The sequence below is a fragment of the Aquabacterium soli genome (assembly GCF_003933735.1).
GTDB classification, from domain to species: Bacteria; Pseudomonadota; Gammaproteobacteria; order Burkholderiales; family Burkholderiaceae_C; genus Aquabacterium; species Aquabacterium soli.
This window is the reverse complement of sequence record NZ_RSED01000015.1, coordinates 73109-93762: the sequence shown is the minus strand read 5'-3', so window position 1 is coordinate 93762 and position 20654 is coordinate 73109. Positions and strand designations below refer to the sequence as shown.

Sequence of the window (20654 nt, the reverse complement as noted above, 5' to 3'; positions counted from 1 at the left end):
ATATGCGCAGTCTGAACTTCTGATCCACCACGACTTGCCCTTTCGACGTAGTACAAAGTGTAATGAAAAACGCGCGCAAGATCAAAGACTTACGCCACGTTCATCAAGTGGCCTCTGTTACAAAGCCCACCCGTCGAAGGGTTATCCCTGTGCCGCCACCCGTTCCGCCTTGCTGTGCAGCTTGTTCAACGCTGCAAGATAGGCTTTGGCTGACGCCACGACAATATCCGGATCCGCTCCAACGCCATTGACCACACGTCCGCCATGTTGGAGACGCACGGTCACTTCACCCTGCGATTCTGTACTTCCGGACGTGATCGCATTGACCGAGTAGAGCAGCATTTCCGCGCCACTTTTCACAACAGTCTCAATGGCCTTCAAGGAGGCGTCTACCGGACCATTGCCGTCGCTGTCCGCACGGTGCTCTTCAGCGCCGGCGGCGAACACCACGTGGGCGTGCGGCCGCTCACCGGTCTCGGAACGCTGCGACAAAGAGACGAGGCGGTAGTGCTCCTGCTCCGGCGTGACGCTCTCGTCGCCCACCAGGGCGATGATGTCCTCGTCGAAGATCTCGCTCTTGCGGTCGGCCAGCTCCTTGAAGCGCGCAAACGCCGTGTTCACGATCGCCTCGGAATCCAGGTCAATGCCGAGTTCCTGGAGGCGCTGCTTGAAGGCATTGCGGCCCGACAGCTTGCCCAGCACGATCTTGTTGGCCGCCCAGCCCACGTCTTCGGCGCGCATGATCTCGTAGGTGTCACGGGCCTTGAGCACGCCATCCTGGTGGATGCCCGAGGCGTGCGCAAAGGCGTTGGCGCCCACCACGGCCTTGTTGGGCTGCACCACGAAACCGGTGGTCTGCGAGACCAGGCGCGAGGCCGGCACGATCTGGCTGGCATCGATGCGCGTTTCCAGGTTGAAATGATCACGGCGCGTGCGCACGGCCATCACGACCTCTTCGAGCGAGGTGTTGCCGGCACGCTCGCCCAGGCCGTTGATGGTGCACTCCACCTGGCGGGCGCCGCCGATCTTGACACCAGCCAGCGAGTTGGCCACGGCCATGCCCAGGTCGTTGTGGCAATGCACCGACCAGACCGCCTTGTCGGAGTTGGGGATGCGCTCACGCAGGGTACGGATGAAATTGCCGTACAGCTCGGGGATGGCATAGCCCACGGTGTCGGGCACGTTGATCGTGGTGGCCCCCTCGGCGATCACCGCTTCAAGCACGCGGCAGAGGTAATCCACGTCCGAGCGGTAGCCGTCTTCGGGCGAAAACTCGACATCGCTGGTCAGGTTGCGGGCAAAGCGCACCGACTGTTTGGCCTGCTCGAGCACCTGCTCGGGCGTCATGCGCAGCTTCTTCTCCATGTGCAGCGCACTGGTGGCGATGAAGGTGTGGATGCGCCAGGCGTTCGCGCCCTTGAGGGCTTCTGCCGCGCGGCCGATGTCGCGGTCGTTGGCGCGGGCCAGCGAGCAGATCGTCGAATCCTTGATGGTGTCGGCGATGGCCTTGACGGCCTCGAAATCACCATTGGACGAGGCCGCAAAACCGGCTTCGATCACATCCACCTTCAGCCGCTCGAGCTGTCGGGCGATGCGCAGCTTCTCTTCACGGGTCATGGACGCGCCGGGCGACTGTTCGCCATCGCGCAAGGTGGTGTCGAAAATGATGAGCTTGTCGGTCATGGTGGTCTCCGCGGGGGCAAGGGTTCAAGCGACTGGTCGGCGCCTTGGGGCTGTCAGAACCTGGCTTGTGGAATCACCTCGCCAAACAAAACGGCCCGCAAGAAGCGCTTGGCGGGCCGTGATGCAAGGGGTACTGATGTACAGACGTCAGCGATCAACGCGCCCGGGGCACTCCCAAGGGTAGTAGCGAGAAAGGACGTTGGTTCAGCGACATGAGGTCCAATATACCACGCCCACCCCGCGCGAGGGGTGGGCATATGCCCTGAAAACAGTGATCACCGGTGCAGGCCGGCCTCGTCGGGTTCGTCGGTGGATGTAGAGATCACGCTCACGGGCTTGCCCTTGAGTTTGCGCCAGGCGAATACCCCGTAGCCCGAGAGGCCGTAGACCACGAAGATGCCGAACAGCACGCCTGCCGGGTGCAGGTTGATCACGGCGATGCCCAAAGCGATGGCCACGATCACGATGAAGGGCACCGTGCGCTTGAAGCTGACGTCCTTGAAACTGTAGAACGGCACGTTGGTGACCATGGTCAGGCCGGCATACAAGGTGAAGGTAAAGGCCACCCACACCATCCAGGGCAGCGTGCGGGCGCTTTCACCCAGGTCGGTCACCACCCAGATCAGCCCCACCACCAAGGCGGCCGCAGCCGGGCTGGGCAAGCCCTGGAAGAAGCGCTTGTCGACCACGCCGATGTTGGTGTTGAAACGGGCCAGGCGCAAGGCAGCGCCCGAGCAGTAAACGAAGGCCGCAATCCAGCCCAGCTTGCCCAGCCCCTTGAGCGCCCATTCATACACGATCAGCGCTGGTGCCGCACCGAAGGACACCATGTCCGACAGGCTGTCCATCTGCTCGCCAAAGGCGCTCTGGGTGTTGGTCAGGCGGGCCACCCGGCCATCCAGGCTGTCCAGCACGGCCGCGCAGAAGATGCCGTAGGCAGCCTGCTCGAACTGGCCGTTCATGGCCATCACGATGGCATAGAAGCCCCCGAACAGCGCCGCCAGGGTGAACAGGTTCGGCAGGATGTAGATGCCCTTGCGCCGCGGCCGCGGGTGATGCTCATGCTCGTCATGCTCATCGACGTCGAGCGGTGGAGGGGTGGGGCCTTGGGTGGGAGGAATGGTCATGCCATGGTGGGCAGGATCGCCCGAGTGATGGTGGTCGCCGCGACACGTTCCGCCCGGGCAACCCTAGGCTCGACGGTCAGGCATTTTGCTGATGCCGTGGCAAATGATGTGCCCGGGGTGTCATGCACAAGACGGGGATGGATCATCATCGTGCGGCGGAGGATACCTCAAGCCGGGGCCGCCGCCCCGCCCCACCACGGCTTCTGCCTGCGATGCGCAAAACCCTTCGGGCAGGTGGACGACGCGCTGTGGAAATGGGATATCCACCTTCAGCCCATTGAGGCAGCGCAGGATGGCCAGATTCACATCGGACAAAGCACTGGTCTGCCCGTTCTCCGGGTCGCCTAGCCAGAAACTGATGGTGAGCTCCAATCCATCGGCCGCAAAAGCCGTCAGGTAGACGGCCGGCTCTCCCACCAGCCGTGGCACGGCCGCCACGACCTTGAGCAGCAGTGGACGCAACCAGTCGATGTCGGTGCCATAGGCCACCTGCACCACCGTGGTCAACTGAAGCTTGTGCGCGGCCATGGAAGCGTTTTCCACACGCTGGGTGATCAGCATCTCGTTGGGCACGATCGCCTCGCGGCCATTGCCCGCCCGCAGCACGGTGTAGCGCGTGTTGATGTCGGCGATGCGGCCCTCGAAGTTGTCCACCTTGACCAGGTCTCCGATGTGCAGGCTGCGCTCGGCAAGGATCACGAAGCCGCTGACATAGTTGGATGCCAGCTTCTGCAAGCCGAAGCCCAGGCCCACGCCGATCGCGCCGCCCAGCACGGACAGCGCCGTCAGGTCCACCCCTGCCGCGGACAGCGCCATGATCAGACCCAGGCTGATCAGCAGCACACGGATGATGTTGGCCGCGATCTTGCGCAGCGACAGGTTTTCGGTGGCACCACGCAGCAGGCGCGCCTCGATGGCCGAGGACACGGACAGCGACAGGATCAGGACCAGCACTGCCGAGAGCGTGCCCTCCACCAGACTGAGCAGGCTGAGCTTGGACGCGCCGATGTTCAAAGTGATGGCACCCAGCTCATCCTGCACCAGCGGCAGGATGCCCGTGATCCACAGCACGGAGCCGATCCAGGCGAGCCACGACACCGTGCGCTCGATCACCTGCACAGTGCTGGAGGTGGGGAATGCGGCCCGCAGCACCTTCACCGTCAGCCGGATGATGGCCAGCGAGACCAGGATGGGCAGCACCAGCCTGAACACAGCCAGCGGCACGTCGCCGAGCAGGACACGCCGCGCGATCAGCGCCAGCAGCAAGGCCAGCAAAGGGAACAGCACACCGTCGAAGATCTTGTGGCCGAACCACACGGAACCATGGGGCACCTGGTGCCCTCGCCAAATGCGCACCAGCCCCCACGCCATCGCCAGGCATCCCAGCAACACCCCGGCCTCCAGCAAGGCGGCGGGTTGCTGCAGCTGGTACCACAACTCAATGAGTTCATCGGCCGTCAGGGGCTGGGTGTGATGGATCTGGGATGTCGTCGCCATGGGCCAGATTGGACCATGGACCACCATGGCCGGATTCCCCGGCGATCGGTTTGGCAGCGCTCCAGGCGTTCCCCCTCAAGCTCAGGATAAGGCTTGACACAGGGTAATCATCCGGCGACACTGTGAATTAATACGAACCATTCGCATTCAAGTGTTGCCGACAGCGCCTCCGTGGGGGAGGGTTTCGGGATCAGTTCAAGGGCCTCCCGGGCCCACTTCTGTCCATTCCTACCCTTTCGGAGTTACCGACATGACGACCTCGTCCAGGTTCCAGTTCGCTTTCGCCACACTCGCCGTGGTCGCCGCCAGCACCGCTCAAGCGCAGACGTACACCGGCATCCAGGATGCCATCCCCACGGCTGTCGGCCTTACCGGCACCGTGAAGGACAACGGCTGGTACAACCTCACAGCTTCCGCACAGACAAAGACCGTGGATGGCGTGTCCCAGACCTTCGCGGCCAACACAGGCTATCCCACGGTCTTCACCGCTGCCAATGCCTGGTCCAAGCCCATCGCTTCGCAGGTGAACACCGGCGGCACGGCCGCGGCCTTGAACAAGGTGGCCAACGGCAACGGCACAGGAGGCCTGAACAAGTTCAATGCCGACGGCACGCGCAACAGCACGGCTTGGGGCGGCACCGGCTTCGGCCCCTACCCCGCTGGCGATTCGCTCTACGCCATCTCGTTCAGCAACGAGTACAACACCAAGGGCGGCACGCTGGGCGTGTTCGAGGCCAATCCCGTGGCCAACCTGGGCACCGTGGTGTTCCAGCTGGAACTGGGCAACGCCAACGGTTATGACTTCTACGAACCGACGGTGGGCGCCACCACCACCCTGGGCACGGCAGGCTCGCGCCAGGTCGGCTCACTGTCCGTGACGAACTACTTCCCGACCTTGAACCTGACCTTCGCCGACAACAGCACGCTGTCGCTGAGTGCCGACTTTGCCGAACTGGCCGCCAAGGGCTTCAACGGCACCATCCCCATGCCCACAGGTCCGGATGGATCTAACGTGGATGAACCCATCTGGATCAATCTTTACGCTTTCCAGTGGGACCTGACCAGCTTCAGCAACGTCACGTCGTACAACATCACCTTCAACGTGGTGGAGCACACACAGACCTATGCCGCTCGCCTGACGCAAAGCGATGTGTTCACCCAGGTGGTGGCCGCGCCCGTGCCAGAACCCCAGACCTACGCCATGATGCTGGCCGGCCTGGGCATGATGGGTGTGATGCTGCGCCGCCGCAAGGCACAAGCCACTGCCTGAGGAAGGCAAAGCCATGCGACGCCTTCACCAATTCATCGCGGCGGGCGTGATCGCGTGGACGTCCATGTCGGCCGCTTTGGCGGTCGACAACGTCTGGCGATCCGACTATGCGCCGGAGAACAGCTTCCAGGGACTGCTCGACGAAGCCTGGAGCACCGGCACGGTCGGCTCCCTGTATGCGGAATGGGATTCGTGGACACGTTTCGGCTCGCACACGCTGAGCAAGACTCCGCAGACCACCCCGAACATCGGCAGCAACACCAACGTGGCGTTCTATGAATACAGCCGCACCGCCTACTGGACTGGCGGCAACCTGTACGGGCTGGTCTACACGGTGGACGGCTCCCCGTTGAGCTTCGGCCTCCAGTTGACCGATAACACGCCGGTGGAAGGTGCCACGCGCGATTTCGTGCTGCGCATCTCCACCAAAGGCGTGCTGCCGAACACGCTGGCCACACTCAATGGCGTCACTGTCGCGGCCGTGAACACCTACCTCAGCTCGACCACCGTGCACGACGACATGGGCGGCTTCACCGCTGCGGACGCGGAGTGGGTGTGGATCTGGAAGGATGTTCCGGTCAGCGCGGTGTACGACTTCCGCTTCCTGGCGTCCAACGCGCACATGAGCCTGGATCAACTGGCCGTGTACGGCAGCTTGGCCAGCGTGGCTGTGCCGGTGCCAGAACCGCAGACCTGGGCCCTGATGGCCATGGGGCTGACGGCACTGGGCCTGATCCGACGTCGGCAGATGCGCCACTGAGCCCAAGCGGGCAAACAGGACAGGCCCGGTATCGCCGCAAGGCGGCCGGGCCTGTTGTTTTGCCCTGATCTTCTGTTGTCAAGCGATGCATGGCCAAGCCAAGAGGCAAGGCAGCGGCATCCCTGTTCCATGCAGCACCACCCTCGCCCTTCGTTAGCCCATCACTGCAGGTTATTCCTGTTGATCCTGTGCCTGACAGGCAGCCCGCCCATTTTGGCGCAGCAGGCGCCGGCCAGTGCGGCGCCTGCTAGCGCAGCCTCCTCATCACCCAAGCCCCCCCAAGACGACGCCCCCGAGTCCAACCGACTGCCCGACATCAAGGTGCAAGACACCGTCCTGAGGGATGGCCCTGCGCGTACCCTGCCCTCCACGGCCCCTGTCACCCGCGTAGACAGCCGCGAGCTGGAGATGCGCAATACGGGCACACTGAACGATGCTTTGCGCGACATACCGGGCGTGGCCGTCCAGGGGGGCCCACGTGACGGAGCCACGAAACTCAGCATCCGGGGCTACAGCGACAGCGAAGACGTACGGGTCAAGATCGATGGGGCTGTCAAGGGGTTCGAGAAATACCGCTATGGCAGTGGCATCTCTCTGGATCCGGAACTGATCAAGACCATCGAGGTCGAGCGCGGCACATCCCTCTTCGCTGGCTCGGGCGCCTTGGGCGGCACCATCTCGGCCACGACCAAATCGGCGGCGGACCTGCTGGGCCGAGGCGAGCGATGGGGGGCCCTGGCCAAGTTCGGCTACAACGACAACAACCACGAACGCCTGCGCATGCTGAGTCTGTTCGGCAGGCCACACGAGCGCATCGACCTGCTCGTGTCATTGACCGACCGGGAAAGCAGTGACCTTGAACTGGCAGACAAGACACGCCTCCCCGTTTCGGCCACCGACGCTCACAGCCGCCTGTTCAAGCTGGGCCTGATGCCGACGGACGATCTGACGCTCGACATCAGCCGCGTGGAACAGCACTCCGGCCCCGCCCTCGAACTCTACGACGTGCTGGGCGGCTCGCCCACGGACAGCTTCGGTGTGGTCGAACGCACGGTAGACGACGTGACCCACAGCCTGCGTTTTGTCTACGCGCCCTCCAGTGTGCCGTGGCTGAAGCTGCGCGGCACACTGGCCCGGGGCGACATGCATCTGCTGGATCTGCGCACGATGCGCGACAACCCGACCCGTGACAGCGACGACGCCTACGACTGGCGCTACCGCATCGACACCGCGGAGCTGTTCGGCGAGGCCCGATTCAAGGCAGGGCCGATGCAGGCCCAGGTCACGGCCGGATTGCAGCGCGTGCGCAATGACCGCGATGCCCAGGTGCACTACAGCAACCCGCTGTATGCCGATCCCGACATGGCGGAGTTCCCGGGCTACTCCGGCGCACAGCCGCCTGGCCTGAGCCAGTCCACCGCGCTGATCCTGGATCACAACCTGACCTGGGGCCCTGCCACGGTGAGCGTGGGCTCTCGATGGGACAAGCAGCTGGCCGAGGCAAAGGGTGGCACGGCTTACGTGATGAACCGTGCGGGCGTGCCTTCCAGCATCGAGTTCCGCCAGTCATCTCCCAGTGTGGCGCTGACCCTGCGCGCCTTGGACGATCTGTCCGCCACCATTCGGCGCAGCCGCGCCTTCCGTCCGCCACTGATCGACGAGTACTTCACCAACAACGGGTACTGCAACAGCGATCAGGCTCTGTACGAGCTCAGTGGAGAAACGGGCATCTGCGGCCATCTCTACCAACCTGAAGTGGCCTACCAGACCGAGTTCACCCTGGCCTGGGTCCCCAAAGACAAGCTCTGGGGAGGACGGCTGCAGACCCGTGCCACATTCTTTCGGATCACGACCAGCCACGTGCTGGAATCCATCACGGCCGTCAATGGCCGGTCCGAGCAACCCGGCGTGGAGTACCGCCATGGTAGCGAGCTCGAAGCCAGCTACGACCATCCCTTCTGGTTCATGAACCTGGCCGTCTCCCGTGTTGACGCACGGCAGGAAAATGGCGGCGCCAATGCCCCGGCGGTATTCGACCTGCCCGGCTCTCTCACGTCCGCCACGCTGGGCACACGTTGGCTGGACAACAAGGTCGAGACCGGATTGCGTTGGCGCAGGCATGGCGATCGCACCACGCTTTCCGGCGCCCAGGTGAGGCCGGAATGTGGACGGCTCACGGGCCAGGTGCTGCCCAACCAGCGCCGCGTGGCGACCCAGTACGGCCCAGAGGTGCTGGATCTGTTCGCCTCCTGGCGCATTGAAGAGCGCACCGTGCTGCGCGTGAGCGTGGACAACGCCACCAATGAATCCTATTGCACGCTCAGCGGCTTCCTGGGGGGCATCGGACTGCCCGCTGCCGGCCGGGCTGCCAAGATGACTCTCTCGGTTCAGATGTGAGCTGGGCGACGCAGGGAGTCGTCAGCCGGCCGCGCCCGTCAACACGCGCAGGTGCGCCGCCACCGATCGCGCCAGGGCTTGCAGGTTGTAGCCGCCCTCCAGGCAGGACACGATCCGTCCTTTCGACCACCGGTCTGCCACGGCCACCACCTGGCGGGTGATCCACTCATAGTCAGCCTCCAGCAGGCGCAGGCCGCCGAGCTCATCATCCCGGTGAGCATCAAAGCCAGCCGATATGAAGATCATTTCAGGGCGGAAGGCCTCCAGCGCCGGCAGCCACTTGTCGGTGACCGCAGCGCGGGCCAGGGCACCGTCCGAACGAGGCATCAGCGGGACGTTGACCATGTTGCTGCCCAGAGGATGCGTGCCCGTGTACGGGAACAGCGGGTGCTGGAAAAAGCTCACCATCAGCACCCGCTCGTCATCGCACAGGATGTCTTCGGTGCCATTGCCGTGGTGCACATCGAAATCGACGACGGCCACACGCTCCAGCCGGTGCACATCCAGGGCGTGACGCACACCGACGGCCACATTGTTGAAGAAGCAAAAGCCCATCGCCTCGTGCCGCGTGGCGTGGTGTCCGGGTGGCCGCACGGCGCAGAAAGCGTTGTCCAGCTTGCCCTGGATCACCGCATCGGTGGCCGCGACGGCGGCGCCAGCCGCCCTCAGTGCCGCCTGCAAGGTGCCGGGCATGGCCAGCGTGTCGGGATCCATGTACCGTTGCTCACCGGTGGCCTGCAATTGCTGCAACCGGTCGATCAGCCCCAGCACATGACCGCGGTCGTGTGCCCTGTCCAGTTGGTCCACGGTGGCCTCAGGCGGCTCGCCATGCACCAGCAAGGCATCCAGGCCCTGGGCCAGCAGGTGGTCATCGATGGCAGACAGCCGCTCGGGACACTCGGGGTGCCCCACACCCATGTCGTGGCGACGACAGGCGGAATGGGTGAAGTAACCGGTCGCCATGGGATGTCTCCAAGCCACCAGGGGCGGCTCTTTAGGTTAATGTGGCGGCATGCTTCAGAAACTTGTGGATCAGATTAGCACGATCGTCATCGGCAAGCGCCCCCAGGTCGAGCTCAGCGTCATCTGCCTGCTGGCCAATGGCCATCTGTTGATCGAGGACATCCCCGGTGTGGGCAAGACCACGCTGTCGCAGGCCCTGGCTCGCTCGCTCGGCCTGAGCTTCTCGCGGGTGCAGTTCACGGCCGACCTCCTGCCCTCCGATCTGCTTGGCGTGAGCGTCTATGAGCGTGAGCAGCAAGGCTTCGTGTTCCACCCGGGCCCCGTGTTCGCACAAGTGCTGCTGGCCGACGAGATCAACCGGGCCGGCCCCCGCACTCAAAGTGCCTTGCTGGAAGCCATGGAAGAGCGCCAGGTCACCATCGATGGCCAGACCCGCGCCCTGCCCGACCCGTTCTTCGTGATAGCCACCCAGAACCCCATCGAGCAACTGGGCACCCACCCACTGCCGGAATCGCAGCTGGATCGCTTTGCCCTGCGCATCTCGCTGGGCTACCCCGATGCCCAGGCCGAACGGGCCCTGCTCAAGGGCCAGGACAAGCGGCAAGAGCTGCAATCGATCAAGCCTCTGATGACGCTGGAGGAATGGCGAGGCTGGCAGGCGCGGGTGGATGCCATTCACGTGGCCGAGGCCCTGCTGGATTATCTGCAGGCGCTGATCACCGCCACCCGAAGCCCCCGCTGGTGCCTGCAAGGCCTGAGCCCCCGCGCCGCCCTTTCCCTGCTGCGGCTGGCCAGGGCGAGAGCCCTGTTACAAGGCCGTGCGCACGTCTCACCAGAGGATCTCCAGGCCCTGTGGGTGCCGGCTGCAGCACACCGGCTCGTGGTGGCCAGCGCAGGCACGGGCGACGCCGGCCAGCAGGCGCAAGCGCTGCTGGATGCCACGCCGGTGCCTTGACAGCGAAAGGGCATTGCTCATGGCCAGGCGCGTTTTTTCGGGCTGGCGGCGCCGCTGGCGGGACTGGAGCAATGCACGCTCTCCCCGCCAGGACCAACTGACCCTCACGCAGCGCACTGTCTACATCCTGCCCAGCAAAGGCGGCCTGGGATACGCCGTCGTCGTGACGGTTCTGCTGCTGGCCGCCATCAATGAACAGCTCAACCTGGCCTACGCCCTGGCCTTCCTGCTCGGCGGTGTGGGCCTGTCGGCCATGTGGCTGACTCATGCCAATCTGCGTGGGCTGACGCTCTCGCTGGGCAGCATGGCCAGCGTGCACGCTGGCCAGAGCCTGTCCATGCCAGTGCGACTGGACGCCACCACCCTGCACCGCGGACGCTTCGGTTTGACACTGCATGCGGTTGGCGAGGACGACGGTACCCTGCCATCCGACGTGCCAGGTGAAGTAGCCCGTGGCCATCAAAGCACCGTGCTCGTGCCGCTGGCCGCTCAACGGCGCGGCTGGCTGGAGTTGCCAAGGCTGCGCATACAGACCACGTATCCGCTGGGCCTGTTCCGTGCCTGGGCCTATTGGCGGGCGCGTCAGCAGGTGCTGGTGTGGCCTGCCCTGGACCCTCATGCCCCGCCCCTGCCGGACAGCGATACCGACGGCGGGTCGCGCTCGGCGGCCGCATCCCGGCCAGTCGACATGCCCGATGGACTGCGGCCCTGGCGCCGCGGCGACACCTTGCGCTCGATCGCCTGGAAGAAGTCAGCCACGCGGCTGGCCAGCGGGTTGGCCCCTGTGAGCCGGGAAGCCTCGCTTCGCCCCCACCAGGAGTGCTGGGTCGAATGGGAGCAGGCCCAGGGCCTGCCGCTGGAAGCTCGCCTCAGTCGTCTGGCGTCCTGGCTCGTGATGGCTGAACAGCGCGCGCTCGACCTGGGGCAACCCTACGGCCTGCGGCTACCGGACTGCACACTCGGCCCTGCCCACGGCCCACAGCATCTGCAGCACTGCCTGGACACCCTGGCCACATGGGGAACAGCATGATCCACTGGCGCCCCAAAACCTGGTGGATCGAACTGCACCAGCGCTGGCACGCCCTCACGAGAGAAGGACGCGACACCTTCTGGCTGCTCGGCATGCTGGCCCTGGTGCTGCTGCCTCATGCCACCCGCCTGCCTTGGTGGGCCAACCTGGGTGCGGGCATCGCCCTGGCATGGCGCGCAAGGCTGGCCTGGACCGACGGCAAACTGCCCTCGCGCTGGCTGCTGGCACTCATGCTCGTCGCCTTGCTGATCATGACCTGGCTGACTTATCGAACGTTGATCGGGCGGGAGGCCGGCATCACACTGGTGGTGGTACTGGCCACGCTCAAGTGCCTGGAGCTGAAGGCGCGCCGTGACAGCCTGGTCTGCCTTTATCTTGGCTTCTTCCTGATCCTCACCCAGTTCTTTTACAACCAGGGCATCGGCACGGCCGTGCTGATGCTCGGGGCCGTCTGGGGCCTGTTGACAGCGCTGGTGATGGGTCAGAGGCCACTGGGCCGCCCCCCGATCGCCGAAGTGGGGCGAGATGCCCTTAGGGCAATGCTTTGGGGCCTGCCCTTGATGGTGGTTCTGTTCGCGTTGTTTCCGCGTTTCGGTCCGCTGTGGGCCTTACCCACCGACGCCAACGGCCGCACAGGGCTGTCAGACACGCTCACGCTCGGGCAAGTGGCCGAACTGGCCCTGGATGACTCCATTGCCCTGCGCGTGCGTTTCTCCAGCACACCGCCGCCTCCCGAGCAGATGTACTTCCGCGGGCCCACGCTCGACAATTTCAACGGCTTGGTGTGGGAACCAGGAGCTCCTGCATTGGCCAAACCGCAACTGAGTGGAGCGCCTCAAAGTTACGAGATCACCATTGAGCCATCCTCCTTGCCCGTGTTGCCATTGCTGGAAGGCACGGGCAAGGCCATGGTGTCCGCCGGTGGCAGCGACCGATTGACCGTTCAGCAGCATGGAATCGAATGGATACGCCGCGGGGGCCGTGGCGAACGCCTGATCCTGCAGGCCCAAGCCTGGCCTCGCTGGCAATGGACGGAAGAATTGCGCCCGCAGCTGCGACGCCATTGGACGCGGCTTCCTCAGGGCGTGAATCCCCGCACACAAGCCTGGGCCACCCAATTGCTTGCTGAGGTGCAAGCCCGACACCCCGATGCAGCAGCCTCTGCCCCTCAGTTGCTGGTAAGCGCCGTGATGAACCACATCCGGACTGCAAGGTACAGCTACACCTTGAGCCCGGGCCTGCCCGCACAGCAGACTCCCCACCTGATTGACGACTTCTGGATGGACCGCAAAGAAGGTTTCTGCGAGCATTTCGCCACCGGCTTCGTGGTCGTCATGCGGGCGATGGGCGTACCGGCTCGCGTGGTAACGGGCTACCAGGGCGCTGAACTCAATCCTGTCGATGGCCAGTACATCGTACGCAACAGCAGTGCCCATGCGTGGGCAGAGTTCTGGCAACCCGGCCGGGGCTGGGTTCGCGCCGATCCAACAGCCGCTGTGGCGCCGGAGCGCGTTCAACGCGCCCCCCGCCCACGCCCCTTTGCCGGACTGCCTGGCCCCTTGAGCCAACTCGATTCAAGTGCTTTGCAAAGGCTCAGGGACATGTGGGATGCCGTGGACAACCGCTGGAACGTGTGGGTGCTGCAGTATTCCCGAGGTCAGCAGATGAACCTGCTGAAATCTCTGGGATGGCAGCAGCCCGACTTCCAGAGCCTGGGCCAGGCACTGGCTTGGGGATTGGGACTCACGGGTCTTGGGGCTGCTGTATTGGCCTGGTGGACGCGAGAGCGCACACCACATCAGCCCTGGGACAAAGCGCTGCGCCGCATGCACAAAGCCTTGACGCAGTGGCCGGTCGCTCCGCCTACGGGCCCCGAACCCGCTGCCGCCTCCGCATGGCGGGTGGCCCTGCTCGCCTCCTGGCCCGAGCCCCGCACGGGTGAGCAAGAAGCACTGCTTCGCCTGCTCCACGAGCTTGATGCGCTGCGCTACGGCCCGACCGGCACTGCCGCTCAAACCTCACAACCATCTCAATGGTTGTCGCTCGTCAAGCAGATCGAAGCGCTGTCCCGCCCGACAGCGGCGCTCGCCTCTGCGGCACACTCCAGAACATGATTCACGCCCCATCCGACCCTCGATGCTTCGCCCGCCCCTCCAGCCTACAAGGCGCACGCTGGGCCCTCTGGCCGGGAATTGCCGCACTGAGCATCGGCCTCATGGCATGCGGCACACCGCATGCCCCCGCCAATCCGACGCCCGCACCGGCCGCCGCCGCCGCATCAGCGCCGCACAGCGCGATCGACTCCACGGAAGTGCAGGCAGTGACACCAGCGGCGACGCTCCAATCCACGCCGCTGGCCCTCAACCCCACGCCCGACAGTTATGCCCACCGCAGCGATGCGGCAACCCTGGCTACGCTCATCTCCGATCGCCATCAGCTCGATCCGCAATGGACAGCCTCGGTACTGGCTCAAGCCCGGGTACTGGACTCGGTCCGGCGCTTGGTCATGCCGGCCGCCAATCCAGGCGCCAAGAACTGGGGGGCCTACCGCGCCCGTTTCATCGAGCCCATCCGAATCCGTGCAGGGGTTGCCTTCTGGAAGGCCAACGAGACCACCTTGCAACGAGCTCAATCCACCTATGGGGTGCCGATGGACATCATCGCGGGTGTGATCGGCGTCGAGACCATTTATGGCCGCTACACCGGCAACACACGCGTGCTGGATGCGCTTGCCACCTTGAGCCTGGACTTTCCAACGGGGCGCAGCGACCGCAGCCCCTATTTCCAGGACGAACTCGGGCAGTTCCTCAAGCTGTGCGCGGAACAAGGTGAAGACCCGACCCAGGTGCTCGGCTCATTTGCCGGCGCCATCGGCCTGCCCCAGTTCATGCCTGGCTCTATCCGCCGCTATGCGGTGGATTTCGATGGTGATGGGCACATTGATCTTCGCGGCAGCACTGCAGATGCCATCGGCAGCGTCGCCAATTTCCTTGCGCAGCATGGATGGCAACGCGATCTGCCCACCCATTACGCGGTTGTGCCTCCTGGGGATGAAAAAGCCCGTACAGCCTTGCTGCAGCCGGACATCGTGCCCAGTTTCACCGCTGCTGAAATGCAACAGGCTGGCGCCCAACTCAGCCAGGTGGGGCAAAACCACCGCGGGCTGCTTGCCTTGGTGATGCTTCACAACGCAGGAGCAGAACCTACTTATGTGGCTGGTACCGACAATTTCTACGCCATCACCCGGTACAACCAGTCCAGCTATTACGCACTGGCAGTGATAGAACTCGGACAGGCCGTTCGGGCGACTGCCCGTGTAAACAAATGAATATTCCCCCCAGTTCAGCGCACCCAGCTCACCAGGGACGGCACCAATAAGCCCCATTCAACCAGATGCGTCATGGAAGGCATTTCGAATGTCCCTGAGCTCCATAACGTCTGCGCTGGCACATCAATTCCAGGCCGAGTTCGGAGCCATTTCTTATGGTTTCAATTTGCAAGTTATAATTGCCCTGCCGAATACTTTATGTATAGAATCTGCTCTCAGGTTTGATGCGAGGTTTCTCAATTCCAAACCACACCGGCTGATTGATCGCCACTGCACACCCGCGGGTGCAGGTGTTACCTACAAGGACCATCACAATGTCTTCCTATCAAGATCTTCTGGCTCAAAAGGCCGCCCTGGAAAAACAAGCCGCTGAACTGGAAAAGGCTTTGACCGACGCACGCCGCACGGAGCGCGCTGGTGTCATCAACCAGATCAAAACGCTGATGGCCGAGCACGGCCTGACTGCTGCTGACCTGGGTGGCGGCAAGCCTGCCAAGGCACCCTCGGCCAGCGCTGGCCGCAAGGTGGCCCCCAAGTACCGCAACGCTGCCACGGGTGAAACCTGGACCGGCCGTGGACTGCAACCCAAGTGGGTGGCTGGCGCCCTGGCTTCCGGCAAGAAGCTCGAAGATTTCGCCATCTGATCGCCTGAGTGCCTTTTCGGCTGCGCCCTCCAGCCGACCAAGGCCAGGCAAAAAAGCCGCAGCATGTGCTGCGGCTTTTTTGTTTCATGCATCCATACCCATCAAGGTTTCGGTGAGGTTTTGAAATCCCCGCCGATCCCGATCACGAACTGACTAGGCTTGACATACTTGCGCAATGCCGCATTGACCTGCTCCAAGGTGAGCGATTCCAGCGCCGCATCCACGCGGGCAGACTCTGCGAAGGTGCGCCCAAGGTAGAGGTTGCTGGCCCACGCAGCGGCCAGTCGCCCATCCTGAGCCCGAGACAAGCGGCGATAATTGAGCAGGCCTTTTCTGCCGGCGTCCAGCTCAGTCTGTGTGAAGCCCTGGGCAAGGGCCCTGTTCACCTCTTCATTCAATGCCTTTTCCACCTTGTCCAGGTTCTGCGGCGCGAAGATCGCAGAGGCCACCCAGGCCGAATTGGATTCGACGGTATTCCAGTCCACGTAGCTGTAGACGCTGTAGGACAAACCATCTTTCTCGCGAATTCGGTTCCACAGGCGGGAATCCCCGCCCGAACCGAGCAGGTAATTGGCCAGGGTCAGCGCCGGATAATCGTCGTCACGGTCGCTCAAGGGCACCGTCTGTGCCACGGTCAGCGTGGCGTTCTGCTTGTCGGGGGTCGGTAGAACCAGCCGTGTGGCAGGCACATTCACCAGAGGATTGGGCACACGGGCATAGGGCGCGGCGGAGCTCCAGCCCTTGAATGCATCGGCCAGGGCCATGCGCACCGCGGCGGGGTCGAAGTCGCCCACGGCCGCAAACTCGCCGTGGGATGCGCTCAGGAACTGGTCATGGAACGCACGCACGCGCTCGATGGACACCGTCTTCCAGTCTGTCTCGATCTCGTCAAAGGTGCGGGCATAGCGCACATCACCCAGTGGATAAGGGTTGCCATGCCTGGCCACGGCGTTGGACACCACGGCACCGGGCTCCTTGCGCTGGCTGGCCACCGCTGAAAGCGCCTGACGACGCACTTCTTCGAGCACATCGGCAGGCAGCGCCGGCTTCCTGAGCAACTGACCTACCAGGGCGATCACGGCAGGCAGGTGCTCCCGGCGTGATTCGATGCTCACACTCAGGGACCCATCACCCGCACTGACACTCACCTCCGATTGCAGGGCATCGAGCTTGTCCTGCACCTGTTGCCGGCTCAGACCAGCCGTGCCCTTGTCCAGCAGTTCGGCCAGCGCTGAAGGCGTTTCGCCCCATCCTTTGAGCGATTGCTCATCGCCATAGCGCAATGTCAGCACGGCCTTGACCGCCTCGCCCCGGGAAGCCTTGGGCAGGAATGCCACCTTGAGGCCTGGCTCCAGTGAGAAGCGCTGGGTGCGGGCATCGATGTTGGCTGGGCTGGCGTCGAAGGCTTCGGCCTGAGCCGCCTGGGCCGCAGGTTTGAAATCCTTGAACTGGGCCGAAACATCCACGCGAGCCGGCGCAAGCGCCCGCTCAGGCGCCGCCGTGGGGATGTACTCGCCCAGGGTTCGGTTGGAAGACACCAGCACCTGCCTGGCCACGCGCTGCACATCGGCCAGCGTGAGCGCCTTGACGCGGTCACGGATCAGGAAGAACAGGCGCCAATCGCCCTGGGACACGGATTCGGAAAGCCCTGCCCCCACTTGCTGAGGATCGGCAAAACCCATGTCCCAAGCCTTGAGCCACTTGGCACGGGCCCGTTCCAGTTCATCGGCTGTGATCGGCTCGCGTTCGAGCGATTCAGCCGCCCTCGTCAAGGCGTCACGCGCCTTGTCCACGCTTTGCTCAGGGCCCAGTTGGGCCCCCAGGATCATGAAGCCCGGGTCGGCCAGTCCTTCGGAGAAGGAGAACACCGACGCGGCCAGTTGCTGCTCGGTCAATTGCTTGTGCAGACGCCCCGATGGCGTGTCGCCCAGTACCAGGTTGATCAGCTCGACCGCGGCGTAATCCGGCGATGCCGCTGGGGCGACGTGGTAGCCCGCATAGATCAGCGGCACGCCCCCCACACGGCGCAAGGTGACGCTGCGCTCGCCATCCTGCACAGGATCGAGCGTGTACATGGGCGCAGGCTTGGTCTTGGGACGTGGCAACGGACCAAAGAATTCCTGGACCCAGGCCAGCACCTTGGCCTGGTCGAACTTGCCCGTGATGATGAGCGTGGCGTTGTCCGGCTGATAGTACTTCTTGTAGAAGGCCTGCAGGCGGGTGATGTCAACGCCTTCCACATCGGTGCGCGCGCCGATGGTGGATTTGCCGTAGTTGTGCCACTGGTACATGCCGGCCAGGGTCTTCTCGAACAGGATGCGGCCGGGGCTGTTCTCGCCCATCTCCATCTCGTTGCGCACCACGGTCATCTCGGAATCGAGGTCCTTGCGCGCGATGAAGCTGTTGACCATGGCGTCGGCCTGCCACTGCAGGTACCAGCGCAGGTTGTCATCGTTGGCGGCGAAGCTGGCGAAGTAGTTGGTGCGGTCGAAGGTGGTGCTGCCGTTGGCACTCAGCCCGCGCTTGCTGAACTCGGCCCAGACCTGTGGATGGCGGGGCGACCCCTTGAACAGCAGGTGCTCCAGCAGGTGGGCCATGCCGGTCTCACCATAACTCTCGTAGCGCGAGCCCACGCGGTAGGTCATGTTGACCAGGGTGGTGGGCTTGGCATCATCCGGAACCAGCAGCACCTGCAGGCCATTGGGCAGGCGGTACTCGGCGACGCCTTCCACGCTGGTGATGGCCACCGGGGCCTGTGCCGCTTTGGCGGATGGTTTCGCCGCAGCGGTCGACGGTCGCGTGGCGGCGTCGGCCAGGCGCGGCATCAAGGCCAGGGCACAGGCCAGTCCGATGGAGGACAGAACAACGAAGGCAGGCCGGACGGCCTGAGGGCGCATGGCGCGAGCATGGTGAAGGGGCATGGGCACAAGAAAGGGCCCGAAGGCCCGTATGACACGAAGCTTCGTGTCAGTGTAGGGCCTGCCTTGAAAGGTTCCCGCGCCCCACTGCGCACCCCCATTCAGGGCTGAATCAGAAGGTTTCCCAGTCGTCCGAACTGGCCGCTGCCGTGGCAGCGGGCCGGGCCGGGGGCAAGGCCGTTGCTCTGGCTGCAGGCGACTTGCTCATGGCGGGCACCGCAGGCCGGCTCGGCGGCGCCACAGGGCGTGCGGCCGGGCTCGGGCTTTTGGCCCGGTGGATCACCTGGCGCGTCACGGCATCGGCCGATGACGGATCCGCCTGGCCTCCTTCGGTGCCCACCTTGAACACAGACACCACCGTGTTCAGCCGCTTGGCCTGCTCGCTGAGCGAAGAGGCCGCTGCGGCAGTTTCCTCGACCAGTGCCGAGTTCTGCTGCGTGACCTGGTCCAGTTGGGTCACCGCGATGTTGATCTGCCCAATGCCGTTCTTCTGCTCCGAAGAGGCGGCGGCGAGCTCGCCCATCAGGTCGGTGACACGCTGCACGCTGGAGACGATCTCTTCCATCACCTGGCCCGCATCCTTCACCAGGCGCGAGCCGGACTCCACCGTCTCGACAGACTCGGTGATCAGTTGCTTGATTTCCTTGGCCGCCTGCNAGGCGCGAGCCGGACTCCACCGTCTCGACAGACTCGGTGATCAGTTGCTTGATTTCCTTGGCCGCCTGCGCGCTGCGCTGGGCCAGCGTGCGAACCTCGCCGGCCACCACCGCAAAGCCGCGCCCCTGCTCACCGGCACGTGCGGCCTCCACTGCGGCGTTCAGCGCCAGGATGTTGGTCTGGAAGGCGATGCCATCGATCACCCCGATGATGTCGGAGATCTTGCGCGACGAATCCGTGATCTGGCCCATGTTGCTCACCACGCGGGAAACCACTTCGCCGCCGCGCTGCGCCGATCCGGTCGCGTGGGATGCCAGTTGATTGGCCTGCTGCGCCGTGTCGGCGGCATGGCTCATCGTGCCGGTCAGCTCTTCCATGGCCGATGCTGTTTCCTGCAGGCTGGCGGCCGCTTCTTCCGTGCGGGCCGACAGGTTGTGGCTGCCCGCGGCAATCTCGCCAGAGGCCATGGACACGGCATGCACACCGCCGCGCACCTCGCCCACCACTGAGCGCAACTGGTCCACCATCTTGACCAGGGCCCGCGAGAGCTTGGCCAACTCGTCGTCGCCGGAAGCCTTCAGGCTGTGCGTGAGATCACCGTCGGACACAGCCTGGGCCAGGGCCAGGGCGCCGCGCAAAGGGCGCGTCACGGCACGGGAGATGCCCACGCTGAGGCACACGCCCAGCAGCAAGGCCACCGCCACGACACCGACGATCAGGTTGCGTGCGCGTGCAGCCATGGTGGCAGCCTCTTCGCTGGCCGCCTGGGCCGACTTGTCGTTGAACTCGCTCATGGCCTTGAGCGACTCCACCACCGCATCGAAGGTCTTGAGGCTCTCCGAGGTCATCACGGCCATGGCGCCTTCCCGGTCGTCAGCCTGCAGCTTGGCTTTCATGGACTGACTGGTGGTACGGTAGGCCTCCCAGCGCTTGACGAACTCGTCGTACAGCGCGCGCTCATCGGCACCGGCGATAGAGGCTTCGTAGCTCTTGCGGTGCTTGTTCACTGCTTCGACGGCGGCTTCCATGCGTTGAGCAACCTTTTCGATGTCCTCCGGCTTGGTCATCGCCAGGCGGTATTCGCGCACGCGGTAGCGGGTGGCCGATTCGCTGATCAGCAAGGCATCACGGACGCCGGACAGGTGCACGGTGGCGATCTCTTGCGATCGGTCGCTGATCAGCGAGAGCTGATAGATCGAGAAGCTGGCGACCACCAGGATGGCGGCCAGGACAGCACCGAACCCCAAGGCGAGCTTGGTGCCCACCTTGAACTGCTGCAGGAAATTCATGCGTTGCTCCTGTGACTCATGTAGATGGCGTTTGCCACACGAGACCCAGGACTGCGGAGACTTGCGGCAATGTGGACGTCAGGACGGACGTACATGCCCTGTTATCGGCCAGGGCGTCGGAAACTGAAGAAGCACC

14 protein-coding genes and 1 pseudogene are annotated in these 20654 nt (G+C 64.2%); 8 read left to right on the top strand and 7 right to left on the bottom strand.

From position 1 onward, the window contains the following. Positions 1 to 141: 141 nt before the first annotated feature. The 3 genes from EIP75_RS17455 to EIP75_RS17445 form a co-directional block, all read right to left on the bottom strand. Positions 142 to 1683, bottom strand: coding sequence for a 2-isopropylmalate synthase (locus tag EIP75_RS17455; RefSeq protein ID WP_125244568.1), 1542 nt, complete (start codon positions 1681 to 1683; stop codon positions 142 to 144). Between the two features lie 275 nt (positions 1684 to 1958). Next, positions 1959 to 2810, bottom strand: coding sequence for a CDP-diacylglycerol--serine O-phosphatidyltransferase (pssA, locus tag EIP75_RS17450; protein WP_125244567.1), 852 nt, complete (start codon positions 2808 to 2810; stop codon positions 1959 to 1961). 120 nt (positions 2811 to 2930) lie between these two features. Beyond that, positions 2931 to 4307 (bottom strand): mechanosensitive ion channel family protein, encoded by a 1377-nt coding sequence (locus EIP75_RS17445; RefSeq protein ID WP_125244566.1) that lies wholly within the window; start codon positions 4305 to 4307, stop codon positions 2931 to 2933. A gap of 250 nt (positions 4308 to 4557) precedes the next feature. On the opposite strand from EIP75_RS17445, the gene EIP75_RS24640 reads away from it, so the two are divergent. The 3 genes from EIP75_RS24640 to EIP75_RS17430 all read left to right on the top strand — a co-directional run bounded on the left by EIP75_RS24640 (position 4558) and on the right by EIP75_RS17430 (position 8734). Further along, positions 4558 to 5577 (top strand): PEPxxWA-CTERM sorting domain-containing protein, encoded by a 1020-nt coding sequence (locus tag EIP75_RS24640; protein ID WP_125244565.1) that lies wholly within the window; start codon positions 4558 to 4560, stop codon positions 5575 to 5577. A 13-nt stretch (positions 5578 to 5590) separates the two neighbouring features. Then, a complete protein-coding gene (locus EIP75_RS17435) occupies positions 5591 to 6337 on the top strand; it encodes a PEP-CTERM sorting domain-containing protein (protein WP_125244564.1) in 747 nt (248 codons plus the stop codon). Positions 6338 to 6658: 321 nt separating this feature from the next. Next, the gene (locus EIP75_RS17430) at positions 6659 to 8734 is read left to right on the top strand and encodes a TonB-dependent receptor domain-containing protein (RefSeq protein WP_158622892.1); all 2076 of its coding nucleotides are present in this window, start codon (positions 6659 to 6661) and stop codon (positions 8732 to 8734) included. Positions 8735 to 8755: 21 nt separating this feature from the next. On the opposite strand, the gene EIP75_RS17425 is transcribed toward EIP75_RS17430, so the two are convergent. Next, positions 8756 to 9697, bottom strand: coding sequence for a histone deacetylase family protein (locus tag EIP75_RS17425; protein WP_125244562.1), 942 nt, complete (start codon positions 9695 to 9697; stop codon positions 8756 to 8758). A gap of 49 nt (positions 9698 to 9746) precedes the next feature. On the opposite strand from EIP75_RS17425, the gene EIP75_RS17420 reads away from it, so the two are divergent. From EIP75_RS17420 to EIP75_RS17400, 5 genes are all read left to right on the top strand, one after another. Continuing rightward, positions 9747 to 10652, top strand: coding sequence for an AAA family ATPase (locus tag EIP75_RS17420; RefSeq protein WP_125244561.1), 906 nt, complete (start codon positions 9747 to 9749; stop codon positions 10650 to 10652). Between the two features lie 19 nt (positions 10653 to 10671). Further along, entirely contained in the window at positions 10672 to 11682 is a 1011-nt protein-coding gene (locus EIP75_RS17415) for a DUF58 domain-containing protein (RefSeq protein ID WP_158622891.1), read from the top strand. Beyond that, positions 11679 to 13796, top strand: a complete 2118-nt coding sequence (locus tag EIP75_RS17410) for a transglutaminase TgpA family protein (protein ID WP_158622890.1) — start codon at positions 11679 to 11681, stop codon at positions 13794 to 13796. The genes EIP75_RS17415 and EIP75_RS17410 overlap by 4 nt, the downstream gene beginning before the upstream one ends. A 197-nt stretch (positions 13797 to 13993) precedes the next feature. After that, positions 13994 to 15010, top strand: coding sequence for a lytic murein transglycosylase B (gene mltB, locus EIP75_RS17405; RefSeq protein WP_233584926.1), 1017 nt, complete (start codon positions 13994 to 13996; stop codon positions 15008 to 15010). A gap of 314 nt (positions 15011 to 15324) precedes the next feature. After that, a complete protein-coding gene (locus tag EIP75_RS17400) occupies positions 15325 to 15654 on the top strand; it encodes an H-NS histone family protein (protein WP_125244557.1) in 330 nt (109 codons plus the stop codon). 101 nt (positions 15655 to 15755) lie between these two features. Here EIP75_RS17400 and EIP75_RS17395 read toward each other — a convergent pair whose 3' ends face one another. From EIP75_RS17395 to EIP75_RS25060, 3 genes and pseudogenes are all read right to left on the bottom strand, one after another. Next, positions 15756 to 18551 carry a M16 family metallopeptidase gene (locus EIP75_RS17395; RefSeq protein WP_233584925.1) on the bottom strand — a complete coding sequence of 932 codons (2796 nt, stop codon included), beginning with the start codon at positions 18549 to 18551 and terminating at the stop codon, positions 15756 to 15758. Between the two features lie 133 nt (positions 18552 to 18684). After that, entirely contained in the window at positions 18685 to 19179 is a 495-nt protein-coding gene (locus tag EIP75_RS25065) for a methyl-accepting chemotaxis protein (protein ID WP_274379819.1), read from the bottom strand. 187 nt (positions 19180 to 19366) lie between these two features. After that, positions 19367 to 20518, bottom strand: a pseudogene (locus EIP75_RS25060) (MCP four helix bundle domain-containing protein); the annotation flags it as partial. Positions 20519 to 20654 lie beyond the last annotated feature (136 nt).

Bases quoted from the DNA above. Each gene is read 5' to 3' on its own strand.
- EIP75_RS17425 (WP_125244562.1), bottom strand. From the start codon at position 9,697: ATGGCGACCGGTTACTTCACCCATTCCGCCTGTCGTCGCCACGACATG.
- EIP75_RS17435 (WP_125244564.1), top strand. From the start codon at position 5,591: ATGCGACGCCTTCACCAATTCATCGCGGCGGGCGTGATCGCGTGGACG.
- pssA (WP_125244567.1), bottom strand. From the start codon at position 2,810: ATGACCATTCCTCCCACCCAAGGCCCCACCCCTCCACCGCTCGACGTC.
- EIP75_RS17420 (WP_125244561.1), top strand. From the start codon at position 9,747: ATGCTTCAGAAACTTGTGGATCAGATTAGCACGATCGTCATCGGCAAG.
- EIP75_RS17445 (WP_125244566.1), bottom strand. From the start codon at position 4,307: ATGGCGACGACATCCCAGATCCATCACACCCAGCCCCTGACGGCCGAT.
- EIP75_RS17415 (WP_158622891.1), top strand. From the start codon at position 10,672: ATGGCCAGGCGCGTTTTTTCGGGCTGGCGGCGCCGCTGGCGGGACTGG.
- EIP75_RS17455 (WP_125244568.1), bottom strand. From the start codon at position 1,683: ATGACCGACAAGCTCATCATTTTCGACACCACCTTGCGCGATGGCGAA.
- EIP75_RS17410 (WP_158622890.1), top strand. From the start codon at position 11,679: ATGATCCACTGGCGCCCCAAAACCTGGTGGATCGAACTGCACCAGCGC.
- EIP75_RS17400 (WP_125244557.1), top strand. From the start codon at position 15,325: ATGTCTTCCTATCAAGATCTTCTGGCTCAAAAGGCCGCCCTGGAAAAA.
- EIP75_RS17395 (WP_233584925.1), bottom strand. From the start codon at position 18,551: ATGCGCCCTCAGGCCGTCCGGCCTGCCTTCGTTGTTCTGTCCTCCATC.
- EIP75_RS24640 (WP_125244565.1), top strand. From the start codon at position 4,558: ATGACGACCTCGTCCAGGTTCCAGTTCGCTTTCGCCACACTCGCCGTG.